Source organism: Acinetobacter sp. UBA6720, assembly GCF_002454215.1.
In the GTDB taxonomy this organism is placed as follows: domain Bacteria; phylum Pseudomonadota; class Gammaproteobacteria; order Pseudomonadales; family Moraxellaceae; genus Acinetobacter.
Genome location: NZ_DKIK01000098.1, coordinates 1 through 21366, shown reverse-complemented (window position 1 = coordinate 21366; position 21366 = coordinate 1). Strand labels below are relative to the sequence as shown.

The following is a 21366-nucleotide window of genomic DNA, read 5'->3' as shown; positions in this document are numbered from 1 at the left end:
TCTCCCTGAATTAAGTCAAATCATTTTCGAAATATGTCGCACGACGACCACGTAAAGTGATGTCAAAGCGGTAACAACGGCTGTCTGCTTCAATGAAGTTGCTCTTATCCTCAAGAGCAATCAGCGCGCGACGTTGTTCTTCCGAAGGAATGGTTTTAATAATCGGACACGAATCAATCAGCGTATCGCCTTCAAAATAGAACTGAGAAATAAGACGCTGCGCCCAACCATCGGCAAGCAAAGAGAAATGGATATGAGCAGGACGCCATTCATTAATACGGTTACGCCAAGGATAAGGACCCGGTTTAATGGTACGGAACACAAAATAGCCATTGGCATCCGTCATCATGCGGCCACAGCCTCCAAAGTTCGGGTCCATTGCACCAATAAACTGATCATTTGGATGACGATAACGACCAGAAGCGTTGGCTTGCCACACTTCAAGCAAGGCATTTTTAACTGGACGCCCAAACTGATCACGGACATAACCATGCACAATAATGCGCTCACCAATCGGCAAACCTTCTTTGGCATAGTTCAAAATCAAATCGTTATCTTTAGGCCCAAACTGCTCCGCACTAAACTGTGGTGAAGTCACTTCAGTTAACGTTTCTGCAATCGAAATCAACGCATTTTTGGGCGAGCGTAATACACTGGTTTTATAGCCGGGTGCATATGCTGGCGGGTGATCTTCGGTATTGCGTTGTGCATAAGCACCTAAAATAAGTTGCGACATGTGACGTCCCTCTTAATCTTGTTCCATTACTCTTGATTCATTTGTTCTTGGCTAAGCTGCTGTTCGCTCAGCTTTTGCGGGGCAATGCCCAAATCTGCAAAAACCTCTTCTGCCATGTGCATGGCTGCATTGGCTGCGGGCAAACCGGCATACAGTGAACAGTGCAAAATCAACTCTTTTAAGTCGTCCTTGGTCACACCATTGTTAAAACAAGCACGTAAATGCATACGCAGTTCGTCTTCACGGCCCAGTGCCAATAACACCGCAATGGTGACTAAGCTACGGGTATGGCGTGGCATGCCTGGTCTAGACCAGACTTCGCCCCACGCAAAACGACTGATAAAGTTTTGAAAGTCAGCATTAAAATCATTCAAGTTCTCAAGTGAACGACCGACATGCTTTTCACCCAGCACTTCAGTGCGTACAGTGATTCCTTGTTCATAACGTTGTTCATCATTCATGGGAGAAACCTCAATTAGGTCGCATCGGTATGTGCGACCAGTGATTTAACAAAAATAGCGACTGCTGCTGCTGTTGCTGGAATTAACAGCAGACTTAAAATGGCAGTAAACGACCAGTCATTGCCCAGTAGAACTGCGCCGATCCATGCACCAAATACCGCACCGAAACGACCAATCCCAGACATCCATGCCACACCTGTTGCACGGCATTGGGTTGGGTAAAAACGAGCACTCAGCGCTGGCATTGCCGACTGTGCACCATTAATTGCGACACCTGCGCAAAGCACTAAAATGGCAAGTAGGGTTGGATTTGCTAAGCTCTGACCAACGACAAAAGCAAAGATCCCCGCGACAAAGTAGAAGCCTGCAATAATGCGGTTCGGGTTGAAACGGTCCATTGCCCAGCCAATAAATAAAGCACTGAGTACACCGCCAAACTGGAATAAACCACCAATAAATGCAGCACGTTCCATGGTTGCGCCAGTTTCACGCATTAAGGTTGGTAACCAACTGGTGAGTAGATAAATCATCACCAAACCCATGAAATAGGTCAGCCACAATAAAACCGTGCCTTTGACATATTTCTGAGAGAACAGCATGCCAAACACACCTTTCTTCTCGGCACCTTCGGTTTTTTCTTCAGGTACATGAAACTCAGTGACACTCTGTACTTGCGTCGGTGCAATACGCGTCAAAATTTTACGAACTTTTTCGGGGTCACGACCTTTCACAATCAAGAAACGATAGGATTCTGGCAGGAAGAAAATCACCAAGATCATCAAGATCAGTGGTGACCAACCGCCCAGTAAAAATAAGCTGTGCCAACCAAAGGTTGGGATCAACCAACTGCTGATGAAGCCACCTGTCGCCATACCTAAGTTGTAACCACAGAACATACAGGTCACGAGTAACGAACGTGAACGCTGCGGGCAATATTCAGAAAATAGCGTGGTTGCATTCGGCATTGCAGCACCCAAACCAATACCCGTTAAAAAGCGCAAGACCACCAAGGTATTTAAGTCAGACGCATAGGCTGATGCCAAAGTAAAGCCACCAAAAATCAGCATCGAAACACTTAAAACAATCTTTCGCCCAAAGCGGTCAGCGGTTGGACCAGACACCAAAGCGCCAATAATCATGCCACCTAAAGCCGCACTCATGACTGGCCCTAATTGCGAGCGGTCTATCCCCCAGTCTTGTGCCAAGGCTGGAGCAATAAAACCCATTGCCGCAGTATCAATACCGTCAACAAAAACAATGAGAAAACATACAATTGCGATCAACCACTGATATTTGCTAATCGGTGCATCATTAATCAGTGCTTGTGCGTCTATACTCGTTTTTTGAGTAGCGTATTCCTGAGACGCCATACCTGCCTCCTTGGGCTGAAAGTCCTTTTAAAAATCCTTAAACTATTGAATCGTTCCAATAAACTGAGTCAGGGTTTGGTTAAACAGCTCAGGTTGTTCAATATTGGAAAGATGTGATGCGTCAATCACCGCGAGTTCACTCTTTTGAATTTGTTGTTGCATAAAAACGCCATCTGCCACTGTCGTGACTGGGTCAAATGCACCCGCAATCACTAAAGTTGGAATCTGAATCTGCTGAATTTCTGTGCTCAAATCAGCCTTAGCCAATGCTCGGCAAGATTCTGCATAACCCAATGCTGGCGTAGTCGCTAAAGACTGAATGGTACGCTGAGCCAAAGCATCGTGTTGATAATCAAACTGCTCGCTGAACCAGCGTGTATGCGTAGTCGCAACCAAATCTGCTAAGCCATTGGCTGTCACAGCATCTGCACGAGCATTCCAACCTTCTTCAGTCCAAATTTTGGCTGCTGAGTTCGCCACAGTGATACTATGAAAACGATCTGCATGGTGAATACCGAGCCACAAAGCCGTCATACCGCCCATTGAGATCCCGCAAAAATGCGCTTTTCCAATGTTTAAACCATCAAGAATATCAATCACATCTTCTGCAAGGTTTTGTACAGTAGTCTGCTCAATCACATCACTTTGCCCATGACCACGCGTGTCATAAGTCACCACTTTGAACTGCTGTTCGAAGGCAGCAACTTGTGGCTGCCACATGCCTTTATCGGTACCCAATGAGTTTGAAAATACAATCACAGGTGCATGGTCTTGCCCACTGATTGCCACGGATAAAGTCTTGCCTTGACGATTGGTCATCGTGATATTCACTTTGCCTCTCCTTTTGCTTCTTGCAACACCGCATCAATCTGGTCTTGAATATTGCCGAGATATGACGCGGGGTTAAAAATTTCTGAAATCAGGGCTACGCTGAATAAGTTTTTAACTTGATCCAATTCAGCAATCACATCTCTTAAGTGCACACCTTTTGCAACAGCTGTTTTACATGCGTCCTCTACCAGATGATGAGCTTGTAAACGTCCGATGTGTGGTGCCAAAGCCATCATCACCGCTTCCGCCATAATTAAGCCTTGCGTACATTCCAAATTGCGTTGCATATTTTCAACATTGACTTGCATCTCCTGTAACACATCCAAAGTCCGCTCTAAAGCACCAGCACAGAGTTGGAAAATTTCAGGTAATGCCAACCATTCTGCATGCCATCCACCTAAACTACGCTCATGTTCCTGCACCATGCTTTGGTACAAACTCGACATCAGCACAGGCACACGATTGGCTGCTGCTAATACGGATGCCGCAGCAACAGGATTACGCTTATGTGGCATGGTTGATGAGCCACCACGCCCTTTCGCTGCTGGCTCAAATACTTCTGCAATTTCAGTTTGCATCATCAAAGACCAGTCACGTGCCATTTTGCCCAAACTACCTGTCGCTATTGCGAGAACACTCGCCACTTCGACAATACGGTCGCGCTCACCATGCCAAGTACAGCTTGGAACAGAAAGTTGTAACTGTGCTGCAAATGCTTGCACAACTTCTGTGCCTTGATTTTGCAAAGATGCCAATGAACCCACTGCACCGCCTAATTGCGCAGTGAACACACGTGATTTCATGGCTTCAATACGGGTCAAATCACGATGAAAAGCCGAAGCCCAACGCGCTAATTTATGACCCAACGTAATGGGTAGACCCTGCTGTAACCACGTGCGCCCAATCATCACTTGTGAGCGATATTGTTCAGCTTGGGTCAATGCAGTGCGGTAACATTGTTGAATTAAAGATTCCACCTGTTGTAGCGAAGCACGACATTGCAAAATACAGGCAGTGTCTAAAATGTCTTGACTGGTTGCGCCCCAATGCACATAACGCGCAGCATCTTCATCATTTTGTTTCACAATTGCAGTCAATTGCTTCACAAAAGGAATCGCGATATTGCCCGCCAAGCCTGTAGCAAGAGCTAAAGCATCAAAATCAATCTGATCAATCGCAGTCTGGGCAACTTGGGAAATTGCTGTTGCTGCAGATTCTGGAATGACACCGACCTGAGCCTGCGATTGTGCCAGGGCAACTTCAGCCTCAATCATGTATGACACCAACGCGCGATCACTGAAAATTTCAGTCACCTCATTTTGGTAAAATAAGCTGGCATATAACTGGCTCATGATCGCTATCCTTAACTCTGCTTTAAACGCGCTGAATAATCATTGCAATCCCTTGACCGACACCAATACACATCGAACACAAGGCATAGGTTCCACCCGTTTGTTCTAACTGGTTTAAAGCCGTGGTGACTAAACGCGCACCCGATGCACCGAGTGGATGACCGATGGCAATTGCACCACCGTTTGGATTCACTTGAGTGGTGTCATCTGCTAAACCAAGATCACGCGTGACTGCCAGTGCTTGTGCTGCAAAGGCTTCATTTAGTTCAATCACATCCATCTGCTCTAATGTCAGATTGGCTTGTTTGAGTAATTTTTTGATGGCAGGCGCAGGTGCAAAGCCCATGATGCGTGGTTCTACTCCCACAGCCGTAGACGCAATGATTTTGGCACGTGGTTTAAGTTGGTACAGCTCAACCGCTTGTTCCGAAGCAATCAGTACAGCAGCCGCACCGTCATTGATGCCTGAAGCATTCCCCGCAGTGACGGTGCCTTCTGCTGTGACGACTGGCTTGAGTTTTGCCAAACCTTCGAGTGTGGTCGAGGCACGTGGATGTTCATCCGTGTCGACCACAATTGGATCACCCTTACGCTGTGCAATACTCACAGGGATGATCTCATGTTTAAAAAAGCCTTGAGCTTGCGCGGTTGCGGTGCGCTGTTGACTCGTCAAGGCAAACTGGTCTTGATCTGCACGATCAATATTAAATTGTTGTGCCACGTTCTCCGCGGTTTGCGGCATGGTGTCTACACCATACATCGCTTTCAGCTTAGGATTGATAAAACGCCAGCCCATGGTGGTGTCTTCAATCTTTTGGCTACGACCATACGCGGTTTCTGATTTACCCATGACAAAGGGTGCACGAGACATGCTTTCCACGCCACCGGCAATGATCAGATCGGCTTCACCTGCTTTAATCGCACGGGTTGCCATCGCAATTGCATCGAGTGATGAGCCACATAAACGATTCACAGTCGTGGCAGGAACTTCAACGGGTAAGCCAGCAAGGAGTGCTGACATACGACCGACATTACGGTTGTCTTCACCCGCTTGGTTGGCGCAGCCGTAGATCACGTCATCGACTTGAGTCCAATCTACTGTTGGATTGCGTTGCATCAAGGCTTGAATTGGCACTGCACCCAAGTCATCGGCACGCACTGGAGCGAGTCCACCTGCATAACGTCCGAATGGAGTACGGATGGCATCAATAATGTAAGCGTTTTTCATATTTCATTTTCCCTTGGAATCCCCCTTAATCCCCCTTTACTCAAGGGGGAAACTCCTCCCTTTTTAAAGGGAGGTCGGGAGGGATTAATTATCCTTGCGTCGCATCCACCAACGGAGCACCCGTCATGGCCTGCAATTCTGCAAAGCTTAAACCGTCGACTTTCTCAATCACTTTTAAACCCTCTGCGGTGACATCAATCACACACAGGTCGGTGTAAATACGATCGACACACTTCAAACCTGTCGCTGGATAGCTCAGTTCAGCCACGATCTTCGGTTCACCTTGTTTGGTCACATGGTCGGTGGTGATAAAGACTTTCTTGGCACCGACCGCTAAGTCCATTGCACCGCCAACCGCAGGAATCGCATCAGGTGCACCAGTATGCCAATTGGCCAAGTCGCCATTGGCTGCGACTTGAAAGGCACCGAGGACTGCAATATCTAAGTGACCACCACGCATCATGGCAAAAGAATCCCCATGATGGAAAAAGGCACCGCCTTGCAGCATGGTCACATATTCTTTACCCGCGTTGATCAACTCAGGATCTTCTTCACCTGCGGCTGGCGGTGGACCAAAAGCCAACAGTCCATTTTCAGAATGTAAGAACACGTCTTTGTCTGACGGTAGATAACTGGCAATCTTGGTCGGTAAGCCAATACCTAAGTTGACATAGGCACCATCGGGAATGTCTTGTGCCACACGTTCTGCAATTTGGTTACGGCTGAGTTTTTGATAGCTCATGATGTTCTCCCGATTACACAGCAACAGGTTCAGGTTGAACCTGCACCACGTGTTGAACAAAAATACCTGCGGTGATGATGTGTTCAGGGTCTAAAGCCCCTAAGTCCACCACTTCAGAGACTTGGGCAATGGTCACGCCTGCGGCCATGGCCATAATCGGGCCGAAGTTACGTGCCGATTTACGGTAGACCAAGTTACCCCAACGGTCGCCTTGCTGAGCTTTAATCAGAGCAAAATCGGCTTTGATTGGATATTCCAGTACATAATCTTTACCTTCGATGTGACGGGTTTCTTTGCCTTCGGCCAATAAAGTACCGTAGCCTGTAGGCGTGAAGACTGCACCCAGTCCCATACCTGCGGCTTGAATACGACAGGCCAAGTTACCTTGAGGCACCAGCTCCAATTCGATTTTGCCTGCACGATAGAGTTCATCGAAGACCCAAGAGTCGGACTGACGCGGGAACGAACAAATGACTTTTTTCACAGCACCCGCTTTGAGGAGCTTGGCTAACCCATAGTCGCCATTGCCAGCATTGTTACTGACGATAGTGAGGTCTTTAATGCCGAGTTGAATCAAGCCATCAATCAGTTCAGCAGGTTGTCCTGCTGTACCAAAACCACCAATCATGATGGTTGAGCCGTCGGTGATTTGGGAGAGCACTTCCGCGAGGGATGCCGCACTTTTATCTATCATTAGATAACTCCATTGTGCATCATGCAAATTTGAAAAGGCGCGGAAAACTAACCTATACTCATGGGCTACTTTATTTTCGACAAGATTCCCTAGTCTTTTAGTTAGATTTCCTTATCTGCTCATTTTTTATAATTTAGTGATTTTCGACTAGATAGTGAGCATAGGTTTTGTTCGATCATCGAACAATTTATATACATATCGAACAAAACCTGATTATTTCACTCTGATTTCACGCTATAGTAAAAATAGACAAAGGATAAAAATGGATAGGGATACCGAAATGCATGAAGAAAAAGAACGAATAGAAAGGCGAATACATAATCACAATAATAAGAAAACCATTCGACATGAAGACTTTGTTGCAGGGATCAGTAAAGGTATGGCTATTCTCGATAGCTTTGGTACTGACCGACATCGTTTAAATATCACTATGGCAGCGGAACGTACAGGCATGACCCGTGCCGCAGCACGACGCCATTTACTCACTCTTGAATATTTAGGCTACTTAGAGTCTGATGGTCATTATTTTTATTTAACTCCTAAAATTCTCAAATTTTCAGGCGCTTATTTAGGTGGAGCACAACTTCCCAAAATTTCTCAACCTCTACTGAACCTGCTGACCAATCAAACCTCACTCATTTTTTCCGTGATGGTTTTAGACGGCTATGAAGCCATTACTATTGCACGTAGCGCCGCACATCAACAAACAGATCGTGTCAATCCTTATGGCCTACATTTGGGCAATCGTCTACCTGCACATGCCACATCAGCAGGTAAAATTTTATTGGCCTATCTCGACGATCAGGAACAGTGTGAATGGCTGAATCAATATCCGCTACAACGCCTCACCAAATACACCCATACCAATAATGAAACGTTTCTGGCCTTATTGCATGAAATTCGAGAGCAAGGTTGGTGTTATTCATGTGAAGAACATGAATTGGGCGTACATGCACTTGCCGTTCCGATTTATGGGCAACAGTTAAAAGTCGTTGCAGCCTTAAATATTGTTTCCCCTACCATGCGAACAACCAAAGAATATTTGATTCAACACATACTGCCTTTGCTACAAGAAACTGCGCGCGAACTACGTAATATTCTTTGATGCTCAAAAAAAATAACGGCACTTGTCACTCACAGACCTGTGATTCAGTTGAGATGAACTCGAACAGATTTCAGTAAATGACCTCTTTAGCCTTAGCTTACATTTAAGGATTTACGTATAAACTCAAAATCGTTCTATAGGTCTGAGCATTCGGTCGAAACTTTTCAGACTGTTCAGGTGAGGTCATAGTCACAAGGTATTGCCCGACCGCTGGAAAAGGCAAAGTAACCTCACCTGAACCATTGGTCTGCAACTGAGTCACTTTTTCAGCCTCTCCCAATGTGGTGATTTGCTTTTCTAGTGTTACCTGAAAACCTGACGCAGGTTTATTTCCCAAGTTTAATTTTATTGTGAATGGTTTTTTTAATGAAATTTGATTTGGATGACTTGAAAATACCAAACTTAAACCTTGTTGGGTATACTCTTGCTTCAGCTCACTCTGCTGTTGCTTAGAAAAATAACTCAGCAACTGATCAAAACGTTGCACAGTAAACTGCTGGCTTTTCGCTTGTACTTCACTTGGGGTAACAAAATGACGTTCAGTCAGTGGTGATAAACCTTCAGTTTTTGCATCTAATACCCGCAACCAACGTTGGCCAACTTTTGCATATTTAAGCTCACCTGTTCGGAGCCCTGTAACTGTATAAGTTCCTGCTTGATCCGTTTTCACATCAGCCAAACTTAAAACTTTACTATGACTCAATGTTAATTCTTGAGTTTCACCCTTTGGTGTAAGCACTTTAAAATTAAAGCCTTTAATGGCTACTTCTGAGTCAAAAGCTTGCTCTGCAAATCCTGCCAAAACTGCAGTGTTGCCACCTTCTACCACATAACTGCTTGGCGCAACAAAAGGTGCATGTGCCCAACTATTTACGACCAAGATACTCAGTAAGCAAGTCAAACCTATTTTTTTCATCGTTGAATATTCCATTGATGTATCGTTGTCCATCGTCAACCTAATTAGTTTTACCTTTAAGCCACTCATACATGACTTAAAGGTATGGCTGGTTTATTGGGCTGAGGCTTGCCCTACTTTTTTCGCATACTGTTTAATATCGTTTGCTTGAATGGTGGTTTTACCTTTTGCAATCGCTTTGAATTGCTGTCCAGCAATCTCCTGCATTTGAGTCGTACCTGTCGCTAAATTACGGTCAAAACGCTGCATAAACTCATCGACATATTCTTGTTCAGTCACGATCAAATCTTGATTGCTGTCCGTCTCAAAAAATTGTTTATCGCGTGCGGTTAGATAGTCGCCTAAAGTTACATAATTTTTACCCTGTCCATATTGCGCGATAAACTCAGCCACATTGCTTGGCATCGGCATCGAAATAGGTAACTTGGCACGAAAACCATCATGTGTTCCTATACTTCCTCCTGCCAACTGAGCATCTTCTGCATTAATCAAACCGTCTTGATTCAGATCAAAGCCATCAAAAGTCTTTTCACCAGAGGCTTGGAACTCTTTTAACGTTAACTTTTGATCTTTGCTTTTATCTAAAATACCGTAACGAACATGTGCCTGTTTTAAAGACATCTCACGGCGTTGCTTGAGTACGGGGTCTAAACGTGTCTGTTCAAATTGGGCAAACTGTTCAGCTGTCACCTTTTTATTATTGCTAAAAAGTGCAGCATAATCTTGTATATATTGTTGTGTCACTTCGGAAGCATTGGGTTGCTTATTTTCTGGATGATAGAGCGCATGAATAGCATAAGCTTGTTGATATACATCTGTTTGCGCTGTTTTATCTGCTGCTAAAATACTCACTGAAGCGCTGAGCATCGCGATACCCATTACCCATGTAGACATGATTTTCATGATGATTTCATTTCCTGAAAGTTAAGTTTGCTGGATGGAATACCTGTTCTATCTAGCTTTGAAATTTAGTATTTAAATTCAACACTTGCGACAATATTTCGACCTGATTCGGCTGCGCGATCTATTAAACTGGCTTGATTCGTTCCTGTGATGGTGCCAACTGCGGAGTAATCCCAATAGGTCTTATCAAAGATGTTGTTAAAAGCTACATTCACTTTGGTGAACTTATTGATATTCCAGTAAGCAGATAAGTCAAAAATGGTGTAGCCAGCAACACGTTGGTACTCAACATCATCTTGATAAGTCGTGACATCTTTGGACGCAATTTTGTCCCCGACTGCTGTTGCAGTTAGACCTAAACCAAAGACTTTATTGGGGTTATCATAAGCAAAAGTTAAACTTCCCTTTTCAGGTTGAACCGAGTTCACACCAGTTTTCAAACCATCTTTATTTTTCGCAGTTCCCTTCGTTTTTCCAGCTACTAATGCCAAACTAAATCCATCTGAGTTTGAAATAAATTGACCTAGATCTATGCGCGTAGACAGCTCCCCCCCCCAAATTGTGGCATTGGCTAAGTTTTCTGCACGGTAATAACCATTAGTATACTGTGCTGTATAGCCATAATTATAATAATCAATAAAGTCGCTATACTTCGTATAAAAGCCTGTGATATCAAACTTTATACCGTCAATTGAAGTATTTCTCAGTCCAATTTCAAACGCATCACTGGTTTCTTTATCTAAGTTTGAATTACCAATCACGATATAGCTTGGATTAGCTGCCGTGGTTTGATAAATCCCGCCCATCTCTGTTGGCGAAGGAATACGTGTACCGCGGGTGTATTTAAAATAGCTATAGTTTTCTGGATTAAACTGATAACCTGCTGAAAAACCAGGTGAAACATAACTAAAATCACGATCTTGCACATCACTATATGCAGAAGAGTCCGGGCGATACTCTTGTCGTTCAAGGCGAACTGATGGTGTTAAAGTTAAATCACGCCCTAAGAGGTCTAAACGGATCTCATCAGAGAGGTAAGCAGAATAACGTTTGAGCTCAGAATCAAGTAAATAACCGTTTTGATAGAGTGTTGACAATTTCGCCCCATTACGTAAGTCCACTTTAGTACTCGAATAATCTTTCTGGTCTGCCGCCAATCCATATTTTAGAGTTTGATTGCTCAAACGCTTCAGTGCATCAAACTTAATCCCTGTATTTTTTTCTTTATATGTCGTTGAAAAGTCACGTGCGACTGTCGCACTGTTCATGAATGATGTATCAGTTTCATTATTTGACTCTTGATACCACATTTTACTTTTCAACTGATCAAACAAAGCAAAGTTTGCAGGTTTGTAAATGTGTTCTAAGCTAAATTGGGTACGGTCAATATCTTGCTGTTGGGTGGCATCACTTTTATAGTTGCTAAATAAACTTGCACTAATACCTGTAGTATCGGCAGTTTTGCGGTAAAAGTCCCCAGTCAAATTAAATTGATGCTGATCGGATAACGTCCACAGTACTCGTCCCAATACAGCATCAGACTTCCAATCGGTCGGAAATGCTTTGGTTTTAGAGTTAGGTTTTGTTTCATGCCCATCACGATGTGCATAAGCCACTAAGGCTTTAAGCTCGTCATTACCTACCGCGCCCGTCACAGAGCTTAACCACGCTTCATCCGCAGAGCTATACCCCACTTTGGCAGTCCCCGCGATAGTTTTACCATCCACCAAATAATCTTCTGGAGACTTATTTTTAAATGAGACTCGCCCACCAATACCGTCGGTTGATGCATCTGTTGTTCCTGAAACGATATCTACTGATGTAAACATTTCAGGCTCAATATAGTCACGACCAGCGCCACGTTGACTCATACTATTAGGTGGAATATAAGAGCTAACCGTTGCTTCAGCTATATCTACACCATCAATATCTAAACCAATACGATTGGCATCAATACCACGAATGTTATAACTACTTGTACCAGACCCATCAAAAAAAGTTCCACTGCCTGCAACCGAAAATGGAGCATGAACGAGAGGCAAGTATTTCACGATACTTGCCATATCGGTTACCCCCGTCTTGTCGAGGTTGTCTCTATTGATTGAGGTTTTTGAAACAGGTGCCTGATCTTCATGTTCAGCATATACGGTGATCTTAGGGAGAGAGGTTGAAACAGAGACATTCTCTTGTGCAAAGCTGTTTGAGCTGAAACCTGTAGTCATTAAAACAGCTAAACATAGTGATAAATAGCAAGGTCGTAAGTTCAAAATTTTAGCTTCGTCGCCCGAAAATTGCGACTGGTATTGATTCATACTCATGCGGTTAAACCCACTTATTAAATGATATTGATAATCATTACTCTTAATCCAATTTATTTTTCCAGAGCCTCAATGCCTGAGACCTATAAAGATAATTGAGATAGGAAGACTATGTGGATGCGAATAATAATCAATTAGATTATTATTTACAAATAGTATTTGCTTTTATTTTAGGAATGGAGAAGGTTGTTCAAAAAATCGGTTTTTGCTTTTTGTCGTTCAGTGCAGATTTCATCACTACATTCGTGTTGTAAATGTAAAATCAACAACGTTCAGACGATCTAAAGCATTTAAAATCAGAAGAACCACACTATTTTAAAATTGATTGAGAGCAGGCCAACATCCCTCAAGGCTTCAGCTTCTCTAACCCAAAATTATCAAATACAGCCATGAAAAAAGACAGCACATCATTCAATATGTACTGCCTTCAATTGACTCATTCACTCTGTATAAACAACCAGACACCCCTTTAAAAAGGCGATGAATAGTTGCTCAACTCAAACTATCGGTAGGTTTAAGTTATCTCCAAGCATACCGAATACTGGTCGTTTATTAATCGTGCCGTACCAGAACCTTAGGGTTAGAATTACCCCACATGGTATAAACATCTGCTAGCAAGGCACCATTGTATTCTTCTAAATCGCTTTGCTTGACACTTTCAGCGCCTTGCTGACCAAAGAGCACCACTTCATCATTGGCACGAATATCAGGAAAGTCCGTGACATCTACCATAGTGGTATTCATGGAAGTTCGTCCAACTACAGGCACTTTATGGCCTCGAATCAGTACATAGGCTTTATTACTAAAGGCACGTCGATAACCATCTGAGTAGCCAAGTGGTAAGTTCGCCAACAGCGAATCACGCTTCAAGGTATAGGTTTGGTCATAGCCGACTGTTGTGCCTTTCAAATAGGCATTAACTGTTGCCACTTGGGTTTTAAAGGCCATCAGCTTTTTATATTCGACCCGATCTGGAAGGCTGTCGCCATAAATCACGCCACCCGCACGAACCATATCTAAATGTGACTCTGGAACAGTTAAGGTCGCAAAAGAATTTGCGGTATGTAAAGTCAGCGCTTCACGTTTTAATTTGGCTTTTTTAATCAACCAGTCCGTTTGCTGGTTAAACACCGCCAGATGGTCACGCACATATTGCTCATCCTCTACTGCGTAGTGGGTCATAATCCCCACCAGTTTTAGATTGGCTAATTTAGTCATACGTAGCGCTTGCTGTTTGCCCATTTCACTATTCAGCTCTAAACCATTTCGGTCCATACCACCTGCATTTAAACCTAAATGGTATTTAATGGTTAGACCCTGTTGTTTTGCCCACTGCGACATACGTTGTGCTTGCTCATAATTGCCCAACAACTCTTCCATATTTAAAGAAGCCGCATTTTGAATCTCTTGGTCTGTGGCTGCACGTAGTCTTAATAGGCGTCCCTGATAACCAGACTGGCGTACCATTGCCGCTTCGGCATTACTGGTAATCCCCACACAAGGTACATTCAGCTTCATAATACTCGGCATCAACAGTTCAATCCCGTGACCATACGCATCAGCTTTCATGACTGCACAAATTTGACTTTTGTCTTGTAATTGCTGCTGCAAAGTCTGAATATTTTGCTCAAAGGCCTGCACATTAATTTCAACCCAAGCATTGGCCTGAGGCGCGGCTGATTGGCTGGCTGAAATATGCGTGGTTAATAAAGGCGCTGCAAAACTGCTATTGATGTTCAACAGCCCTGCACCTAACATACAAGCAAATAATGTCGACTTTTTCAAAATAAAACCCTCTTCATCGTTATAACAAAAGAGAGGGTAAATACCCTCTCTCACTTTTCACTAATTATTTTCTTGCATATCATCATGCTCAATGCGGCGACCATGGGTCAAAATCCAACTGCGCTCTGCATATTTTTTCGTTTTATAGTAATAAGCAATACCTAAGCCAATAAACCAAAGTGGGGAGAATGCCAATGAAATCATGGTGTCATGATCTAGTGCTAAAATCGCCACCACAAAGATCAAGAATAACAAGGTAAACCATGCCATGAATCGACCACCTGGCATTTTATACGCCGACTGCTCATGTAATTCAGGGTCTTTTTTACGATAAGCCAGATACGACAAAATAATCATGGCAAAAGTAAAAATACATAGAATAGAAGTAAAGGCTGAAATGATAATGAATGCTGTCATGACATTCGGCACAATAAACAGAATCGACGTTCCTACCACTACACAGAACATTGAAAATATAAGGCTCAGCACAGGCACTTTACTTTTCGACAGTTTGGCAAAACTTTTCGGTGCATCTTTTTCTACAGCCAAACCAAACAACATACGGCTGGTCGCAAACACACCACTATTCGCAGAAGACATGGCAGAGGTTGCCACCACAAAGTTGACAATACTGGCTGCCGCAGGCAAACCAATTAAGGTAAACATTTCAACAAATGGACTTTTATCTGGAGAAATTTGTGACCAAGAAGTGACTGCAATAATACAAACCAAAGCACCGATATAGAACAATAAAATACGTAATGGAATCGAGTTAATCGCACGTGGTAAAGCATAATGCGGATCTTTGGTTTCTGCCGCAGTAGTACCCACCAATTCAATGCCGACAAAGGCAAATACTGCAATTTGGAACCCTGCTAAAAAGCCAGTTAAACCGTATGGGAACAAAGACTCTTTCTCAACCACATGAGCTAACGACGCTTTGACACCATCTGGAGAGACAAATCCAATGGTAATGAGATATATACCAACACATAGGAATAAAATAATTGCGATAATCTTGATTAAAGCAAACCAGAACTCGACTTCACCAAATAACTTTACAGCAACGAAATTCAACAAAGTCAAAATGGCAATGGAGGTGAAAGCGGGTATCCATGCGGGGAGATCAGGATACCAAAACTGTGCATAGCCCCCAATAACAATCACATCGGCAATTGCAGTGACAATCCAGCTAAGCCAGTACGACCACCCTAAAAAGAAGCCTGCCCATGGACCCAAATATGCCGTTGCAAAATCAGCAAAAGATTTATAGTTGGTATTGGAAAGCAGTAACTCCCCCATCGCACGCATGACGAAGAAGAAGAAGAAACCAATAATTAAATAGGTCAGAATAATGGATGTACCTGACACAGCCAACGTCTTACCCGATCCCATAAAGAGACCTGTACCAATCGCACCACCAATCGCAATCATCTGAATGTGACGATTGGTTAGTGAGCGTTGCAGTTGTTCTTCCTCAACTGACTCGTAATGATGTCCACCCAATAAATCACCTTCTAAAGGTTCTTTTTGTTGATGGGCTTGTTTTCCATTCATCATATTTTTACTCCAATTTACAGCCCAACGGGTGTAAATATGGGACTTTTTTAAAATAATTTCTTATTTCATTTCAGTCCAAATTAAGCTACATATTATCTTTCAATAACATTAATTTTTACTATTCAGAGCCAGTAGAGTTAATCCTTTATCAGCCACTAAATAATGTTTACACGACTTGCAAAACCTATGCCAAATTCAAATATTTTTTATTAAAAAACAATAATTTAATAAATAATAAACGCAAAAAAATCCACCAACCATAAGTTACCTTATAATCAGTAGATAAAAATATTGAATTAATATTTTTAACAATATCCATATATTCAATTCCATTGAAAATTAATTTAACGACTTAAGTTCGATAAACCACCATCAGCACATTTAATAAATTGATTAAAATCATCCTGAATAAACCTCAGTTAAGATCAGCCCTGCTCTTAATCCCTTTTTCACTTGAGTATTCGGAAACAAAATCCGAACCTGCTCTGGTGCAGTCACATACGGTTTGCCCTGTTGTAAGGCAATGACAGCACCAGTTTCAAACACAGAAAAATTAGGCGCAGCATCTGCCAAATTCAGTTGGAAGTCTTCTTCAGTTTTGATGATCGAATCAACGACTCGAAAAGTTTGAATTGCTTGTTTTTGGCGCACAGGTAAGGACTGCTCACTCACCACAGCGCGAAGCACATGATTAATCGCAGCGAATGCTGTCAAATCATTTTGTCCAAAGGGTTTTGCATGACCAAGTTCTAGCGTCGAACTGGCCGCTTGAAACTGAGAGCTGCTAAAGTGTGTAAAAGTACGACCTACAGCATTGTGATACACTAAGGCATCCAATTCCGCAGCGTTTAGGCTGTCTAACATCACAGCATCATAGTCATGGGTTTGATAAGGAAATAAGGCAAAAGTCGGCAACAAAGATGGGCGAATCGCGGTATGCAAATCGTAATGATAGCGTCGTACTTGAGCTGAACTATCATTAAAAAAAGCGGTGACGATCTGTTCTAAGACCGCCACCCGCTGCGCTTCAACTGTGTCGGTAAATTGTTGATAGGCCCCGCAGAACATGCGGTTCATATCATTTTCAACATAGCGTTGCCCCGAGCGAATCGCGATAGGATTCCCTAAAATCAGCAATAACTTAACCTTGAGCTCTAATACTCCTGCAAACAAATCTTGACTCAGCTGCGCCAACAACTCGATTGGCGCAGTTTCATTGCCATGCACACCCGCGGAAAGCACGACTGCTTTTTCATAAGCCTGTTGCGGCGTAAAAGATAAAACACCTTCAGCCAACCATTCCCAACGAAAATCATGCTGTACGCCATGCGTAACTGTCGGGACACGTTGTGCTAAAACATCACCTAGAAAATCTATCATCTGCTTTCCCTGCACGATTGCTTAACGTTGGAAGTGATACACCGAACCTAAGTTCAAAATTTGCGTCAGTTCATCTAACGCAGTACGGCTTTCAATCAGTAATTGCGGGTCAGCCAAATCTTGTTGCGCCAACTGGTCACGGTAGTACTGATCCACCCACGTGTTTAAACGGGTAAACAAGGCATCATTCATGAACAGGTTTGGGTTGATTGCATTCAGCTCTGCTTCATTCACCGCCACACGTAAACGTAAACATGCAGGGCCACCGCCATTGCGCATACTTTCACGTAGGTCAAACACCTTGATGTCGTCAATCGGCGTACCCATTTGGATCATGTCGTTTAAATAACCCCACACTGCTGGGTTTTGACGTGATTCTTCAGGCACCACAATGCTCATCCCGCCATCGGCACGGGTGAGTAATTGGCTATTGAACAAATACGTATTGACCGCATCTTTCACAGAAACACGCTGATCAGGAACTTCAATGGAGACGAATTCTTGACCCAAGCGCGCCATTTTTTCGCGAATTTCTGACAATGCTTCAGACTGATTCAAAAATGCATGCTGATGGTGGAACAAGACGTTTTGGTTACTCACCGCAATCACGTCGTTGTGGAAGACACCTTGGTCAATCACATCGGGATGCTGCTGTATAAATACCGTTTGTTCCGCTTTGAGCTGGTGTAAACGTGCTACGGCTTCACTCGCCTCTAAGGATTGACGCGCAGGATAGCGTTTCGGGCCAATACCACCACCGAGGAACTGCTGACCATAAACGAACACTTGCACGCTGGCCTGATCATAAGCACCGCCTAAACGGTTATGATTCGCCGCGCCTTCATCACCAAACAATGCCACAGGTGGCAGCGCTTCGTGATGGGCAAAGTGACGTTCATCGTTAAACATCGCTGCCATAACACGCGATGTGGTGTCATGCTCAATCGAACGGTGGAATTTGTTGTTTAAATTCGCCGCAGTAAAATGCACACGACCATCTGCACTGTCCGCCGACGGTGAAACGGTTGCCGCATTGGCAGTCCACATACAGGATGCTGAACTCAACGCGGATAACAATGCAGGCGAGGTACGCATCGCTTGTTCAATCACGCTGTGATCATCTCCACGGAAGCCCAATTTGCGCAAAGTCGGGACATGAGGGCGTTCTTGCGGTGCAAATACACCCTGCTTTAACCCCATGTCGGCCAAAGCTTTCATCTTTAACAGACCTTGCTTGGCAGCCAACTTCGGGTTGGAAAGATTATTTTGGTTTTTGGTAGATGCCTCGTTTCCGAATGACAATCCTGCATAGTGGTGTGTTGGACCGACTAAACCATCAAAATTAATTTCATAGCCTGACATTTCTAAACTCCCTTATTCTGTCGACTTACAGCACAATGCCTGGCGATAATTTTTCAGGTAGGCTTACCTGCTGACTTTCCAGTGATGCCATTGGCCATGCACAGTAATCTGCGGCATAGAAAGCACTGGCACGATGGTTTCCTGATGCACCTACACCACCAAAGGGTGCAGCACTTGACGCGCCTGTTAATGGTTTGTTCCAGTTCACAATGCCTGCACGTGCTTCAATCAATAAACGATCAAACAGCGCACGGTCAGGTGAAACTAGACCCACCGACAATCCAAAACGAGTACCATTTGCTAGTGCCAAAGCCTCATCAAAGTGGTCATAACGATAGATACAGCTCAATGGACCAAAATATTCTTCGTCAGGTACATCACTCACATGGGTCACATCTAAAAGACCTGGACTTAACAAGCTACTGTTGGCATCCGCTTGAGTCACAGGGAGCAGAACTTGCGCTCCTAAATCAATCAGGCGTTGTTGTGCTTGTAAAATTTGCTGTGCAGCATGCAATGAAATCACACCACCCATAAACGGTTGTGGCTGAGCATCCCACTGACCCACCACCAAGTTACGGCTGACTTCAGCCAAACGTTGAATGAAGGCATCGCCTACAGCACCATTTTTAATAATTAAACGGCGTGCACAGGTACAACGCTGACCCGCTGAAATAAAGGCAGATTGGACGGTTAAATTCACCACCGCATCAATATCGGTAATCTCGTCGATAATTAATGCGTTATTACCGCCCATTTCTAAAGCGAGAATTTTTTCTGGAGCACCAGCCAATTGTTTATGCAGGTGATAACCTGTATTGGCACTGCCTGTGAATAACAAACCATCAATTTCATGTGACTGTGCAAGTGCCTCGCCTGTGCTACGACCACCTTGCACCAAGTTCAACACACCCGCAGGTAAACCCGCTTCTTGCCATAATTTGACCGTTTCTTCCGCAGTCCACGGCGTCAATTCACTTGGTTTAAAGACCAAAGTGTTGCCTGCAATCAGCGCAGGGACGATGTGACCATTGGGTAAGTGACCTGGGAAGTTATACGGGCCAAATACAGCCAACACACCATGCGGACGGTGACGTAAAGACGCTGCACCATCTGGCATTTCCGTCAGACTTTCACCTGTACGTTCGTGATAAGCACGCACTGAAATCGCTACCTTAGCAATCATCGACTGAACCTCAGTCAACGTTTCCCAAATCGGCTTACTGGTTTCACGACTAATAATCGTTGCAAGCTGTTGTTTGTTTTGTTCTAACAAGCTGGCAAATCGTTGAATAATTTCAAGACGCTCAGCTAAAGGGCGACGTGCCCAAGCAGCAAAGGCAGCACGTGCAGACTGACAAGCTTGTTCAACTTGCTCAGCTGTCGCTTCTGCACCGTGCCAAATTGTTTCTTGCGTAACAGGATCGAGTTTGTCCCATGCTGCACCTTGCGCTGGAGACCATGTCCCGTTTATATATAAATTCCCTTGTGACATTATTTTTGCTCCATCTTATCTAAAGGCAACATACGAATGCTTTGCCCTGCTTGCACACCAAGGGCATGCGCTTGTTCTACCGTTAAACTTAAACTGTCAGACTCAGCCGCATGCTGAATCAAAATCGCGCGATAGTCTTGATAGCGATCATTTGCCACCAAATAACGCCCTGCATCATCTGGAACGCTATCGACGATTTTCACTGCACAAGTGTGACTGTCTTTGACAGCACGCAGGCTACTGACTTCGGCTTCAAGTGTCGGGCCTGCATCAAAAATATCGACATAACCTTGGTAACACAGCCCTTCTGACTCCAACACACGAGAGGCTGGAACCGTCTGCGGATGCACCTGTGCAATTACTTGTTGCGCAGCCATCGGCAGCAAGTCGATATACACAGGAAAACGTGGCATCAACTCCGCAATAAAGACTTTTTGCCCTATACCACTGAGGTAATCCGCAGTCGAGAAATCCATATTGAAAAAGTGATGGCCTAAAGCATCCCAAAATGGCGAACGACCATTTTCATCGGAATAACCACGCATTTCCGCAATCAGCTTATTTTGAAAAGCTTGTTTAAAAGCAGCGATAAACAGAAAACGAATCTTCGACAGCAGTTTTCCATTTTGGTCTTTACGGTACTCTGGGTCTAAAAACAGCGTGCAGAGTTCGCTACAACCAGTATGGTCATTGCTTAAAAACAGCGTGTTTAAGGTTTTATAAACATTCAGAGTTTGTGAGGCATGGACTTGTTTGCCCACATGGTAGTTATAGAAAGGCTCAGTTAAACCCACTGAAACTTCAATTGCACTGACGCCAACCACACGCTGTAACAAGGTATCTTCTAAAACAAATAAATAGCCCTGTTCACTCGGTGTTGCCTGACCCGCTAAGGTCTTTTGCGTGCGTGCAATACGAGCCGATAAGATCTCTTTATTTTGGGGTAAAGAAGTCAGGCCAATGCCAGACTTCCCCGCCAGAATGTAGATATCATCTAAATCTCGATGCTCTGCATGTCTAACAATCATCATAACCAGTGGCCTATCACGCGCCAACAAAGCGCGCGAGCGCACGTTCAAAGCGTTGTAAACCGGCTTCGATATCTGCTTCTGGAATAATTAATGATGG

Annotated in this window: 19 protein-coding genes; 1 reads left to right on the top strand and 18 read right to left on the bottom strand. The window is 43.9% G+C overall.

Translation table 11 applies throughout. The features are described 5' to 3' along the window. Positions 1 to 10 precede the first annotated feature (10 nt). The 8 genes from pcaH to B4F08_RS08885 all read right to left on the bottom strand — a co-directional run bounded on the left by pcaH (position 11) and on the right by B4F08_RS08885 (position 7414). Entirely contained in the window at positions 11 to 736 is a 726-nt protein-coding gene (pcaH, locus tag B4F08_RS08920) for a protocatechuate 3,4-dioxygenase subunit beta (protein ID WP_004981392.1), read from the bottom strand. A 26-nt stretch (positions 737 to 762) separates the two neighbouring features. Then, positions 763 to 1197 (bottom strand): 4-carboxymuconolactone decarboxylase, encoded by a 435-nt coding sequence (gene pcaC / locus B4F08_RS08915; RefSeq protein WP_086208645.1) that lies wholly within the window; start codon positions 1195 to 1197, stop codon positions 763 to 765. 14 nt (positions 1198 to 1211) lie between these two features. Beyond that, on the bottom strand, positions 1212 to 2567 hold the full coding sequence (locus tag B4F08_RS08910; protein ID WP_291374175.1) for an MFS transporter: 1356 nt from the start codon (positions 2565 to 2567) through the stop codon (positions 1212 to 1214). Between the two features lie 42 nt (positions 2568 to 2609). Continuing rightward, positions 2610 to 3386, bottom strand: coding sequence for a 3-oxoadipate enol-lactonase (gene pcaD / locus B4F08_RS08905; RefSeq protein WP_414632470.1), 777 nt, complete (start codon positions 3384 to 3386; stop codon positions 2610 to 2612). Between the two features lie 8 nt (positions 3387 to 3394). Then, positions 3395 to 4750: a 3-carboxy-cis,cis-muconate cycloisomerase gene (gene pcaB, locus B4F08_RS08900; protein WP_291374173.1), complete on the bottom strand. Its 1356-nt coding sequence runs from the start codon at positions 4748 to 4750 to the stop codon at positions 3395 to 3397. 22 nt (positions 4751 to 4772) lie between these two features. Beyond that, positions 4773 to 5978 (bottom strand): 3-oxoadipyl-CoA thiolase, encoded by a 1206-nt coding sequence (gene pcaF / locus B4F08_RS08895; RefSeq protein ID WP_291374172.1) that lies wholly within the window; start codon positions 5976 to 5978, stop codon positions 4773 to 4775. 88 nt (positions 5979 to 6066) lie between these two features. Further along, on the bottom strand, positions 6067 to 6720 hold the full coding sequence (locus B4F08_RS08890) for a 3-oxoacid CoA-transferase subunit B (RefSeq protein WP_291374171.1): 654 nt from the start codon (positions 6718 to 6720) through the stop codon (positions 6067 to 6069). Between the two features lie 13 nt (positions 6721 to 6733). Beyond that, positions 6734 to 7414, bottom strand: a complete 681-nt coding sequence (locus tag B4F08_RS08885) for a 3-oxoacid CoA-transferase subunit A (RefSeq protein ID WP_291374170.1) — start codon at positions 7412 to 7414, stop codon at positions 6734 to 6736. 280 nt (positions 7415 to 7694) lie between these two features. On the opposite strand from B4F08_RS08885, the gene pcaU reads away from it, so the two are divergent. Further along, positions 7695 to 8519 (top strand): IclR family transcriptional regulator PcaU, encoded by an 825-nt coding sequence (pcaU, locus tag B4F08_RS08880; RefSeq protein ID WP_291374184.1) that lies wholly within the window; start codon positions 7695 to 7697, stop codon positions 8517 to 8519. 103 nt (positions 8520 to 8622) lie between these two features. On the opposite strand, the gene B4F08_RS08875 is transcribed toward pcaU, so the two are convergent. The 10 genes from B4F08_RS08875 to B4F08_RS08830 form a co-directional block, all read right to left on the bottom strand. After that, positions 8623 to 9435: a DUF4198 domain-containing protein gene (locus B4F08_RS08875; RefSeq protein WP_291374169.1), complete on the bottom strand. Its 813-nt coding sequence runs from the start codon at positions 9433 to 9435 to the stop codon at positions 8623 to 8625. 93 nt (positions 9436 to 9528) lie between these two features. Continuing rightward, on the bottom strand, positions 9529 to 10338 hold the full coding sequence (locus tag B4F08_RS08870; protein WP_291374168.1) for a hypothetical protein: 810 nt from the start codon (positions 10336 to 10338) through the stop codon (positions 9529 to 9531). 65 nt (positions 10339 to 10403) lie between these two features. Next, positions 10404 to 12650, bottom strand: a complete 2247-nt coding sequence (locus B4F08_RS08865) for a TonB-dependent hemoglobin/transferrin/lactoferrin family receptor (protein ID WP_414632469.1) — start codon at positions 12648 to 12650, stop codon at positions 10404 to 10406. A gap of 558 nt (positions 12651 to 13208) precedes the next feature. Beyond that, positions 13209 to 14441 carry an alanine racemase gene (gene alr, locus B4F08_RS08860; RefSeq protein ID WP_086208894.1) on the bottom strand — a complete coding sequence of 411 codons (1233 nt, stop codon included), beginning with the start codon at positions 14439 to 14441 and terminating at the stop codon, positions 13209 to 13211. A 60-nt stretch (positions 14442 to 14501) separates the two neighbouring features. Then, on the bottom strand, positions 14502 to 16001 hold the full coding sequence (locus tag B4F08_RS08855) for an amino acid permease (protein WP_086208656.1): 1500 nt from the start codon (positions 15999 to 16001) through the stop codon (positions 14502 to 14504). 399 nt (positions 16002 to 16400) lie between these two features. Beyond that, a complete protein-coding gene (gene astE / locus B4F08_RS08850; protein WP_291374166.1) occupies positions 16401 to 17381 on the bottom strand; it encodes a succinylglutamate desuccinylase in 981 nt (326 codons plus the stop codon). A 21-nt stretch (positions 17382 to 17402) separates the two neighbouring features. After that, on the bottom strand, positions 17403 to 18743 hold the full coding sequence (astB, locus tag B4F08_RS08845) for an N-succinylarginine dihydrolase (RefSeq protein ID WP_119063789.1): 1341 nt from the start codon (positions 18741 to 18743) through the stop codon (positions 17403 to 17405). 25 nt (positions 18744 to 18768) lie between these two features. After that, entirely contained in the window at positions 18769 to 20238 is a 1470-nt protein-coding gene (astD, locus tag B4F08_RS08840; RefSeq protein ID WP_291374165.1) for a succinylglutamate-semialdehyde dehydrogenase, read from the bottom strand. Further along, positions 20238 to 21269 carry an arginine N-succinyltransferase gene (gene astA, locus B4F08_RS08835; RefSeq protein ID WP_034171394.1) on the bottom strand — a complete coding sequence of 344 codons (1032 nt, stop codon included), beginning with the start codon at positions 21267 to 21269 and terminating at the stop codon, positions 20238 to 20240. Before astA ends, astD begins: the two co-directional genes overlap by 1 nt. A gap of 13 nt (positions 21270 to 21282) precedes the next feature. Next, positions 21283 to 21366 (bottom strand): hypothetical protein (locus B4F08_RS08830; protein WP_291374183.1); only part of this gene is annotated, 84 nt, incomplete at its 5' end.

Excerpts from the sequence above, each read along its gene's own strand:
- pcaH (WP_004981392.1), bottom strand. The coding sequence starts at position 736 with ATGTCGCAACTTATTTTAGGTGCTTATGCACAACGCAATACCGAAGAT.
- pcaC (WP_086208645.1), bottom strand. The coding sequence starts at position 1,197 with ATGAATGATGAACAACGTTATGAACAAGGAATCACTGTACGCACTGAA.
- B4F08_RS08910 (WP_291374175.1), bottom strand. The coding sequence starts at position 2,567 with ATGGCGTCTCAGGAATACGCTACTCAAAAAACGAGTATAGACGCACAA.
- pcaD (WP_414632470.1), bottom strand. The coding sequence starts at position 3,386 with ATGACCAATCGTCAAGGCAAGACTTTATCCGTGGCAATCAGTGGGCAA.
- pcaB (WP_291374173.1), bottom strand. The coding sequence starts at position 4,750 with ATGAGCCAGTTATATGCCAGCTTATTTTACCAAAATGAGGTGACTGAA.
- pcaF (WP_291374172.1), bottom strand. The coding sequence starts at position 5,978 with ATGAAAAACGCTTACATTATTGATGCCATCCGTACTCCATTCGGACGT.
- B4F08_RS08890 (WP_291374171.1), bottom strand. The coding sequence starts at position 6,720 with ATGAGCTATCAAAAACTCAGCCGTAACCAAATTGCAGAACGTGTGGCA.
- B4F08_RS08885 (WP_291374170.1), bottom strand. The coding sequence starts at position 7,414 with ATGATAGATAAAAGTGCGGCATCCCTCGCGGAAGTGCTCTCCCAAATC.
- pcaU (WP_291374184.1), top strand. The coding sequence starts at position 7,695 with ATGCATGAAGAAAAAGAACGAATAGAAAGGCGAATACATAATCACAAT.
- B4F08_RS08875 (WP_291374169.1), bottom strand. The coding sequence starts at position 9,435 with ATGAAAAAAATAGGTTTGACTTGCTTACTGAGTATCTTGGTCGTAAAT.
- B4F08_RS08870 (WP_291374168.1), bottom strand. The coding sequence starts at position 10,338 with ATGAAAATCATGTCTACATGGGTAATGGGTATCGCGATGCTCAGCGCT.
- B4F08_RS08865 (WP_414632469.1), bottom strand. The coding sequence starts at position 12,650 with ATGAATCAATACCAGTCGCAATTTTCGGGCGACGAAGCTAAAATTTTG.
- B4F08_RS08855 (WP_086208656.1), bottom strand. The coding sequence starts at position 16,001 with ATGATGAATGGAAAACAAGCCCATCAACAAAAAGAACCTTTAGAAGGT.
- astE (WP_291374166.1), bottom strand. The coding sequence starts at position 17,381 with ATGATAGATTTTCTAGGTGATGTTTTAGCACAACGTGTCCCGACAGTT.
- astB (WP_119063789.1), bottom strand. The coding sequence starts at position 18,743 with ATGTCAGGCTATGAAATTAATTTTGATGGTTTAGTCGGTCCAACACAC.
- astD (WP_291374165.1), bottom strand. The coding sequence starts at position 20,238 with ATGTCACAAGGGAATTTATATATAAACGGGACATGGTCTCCAGCGCAA.
- astA (WP_034171394.1), bottom strand. The coding sequence starts at position 21,269 with ATGATGATTGTTAGACATGCAGAGCATCGAGATTTAGATGATATCTAC.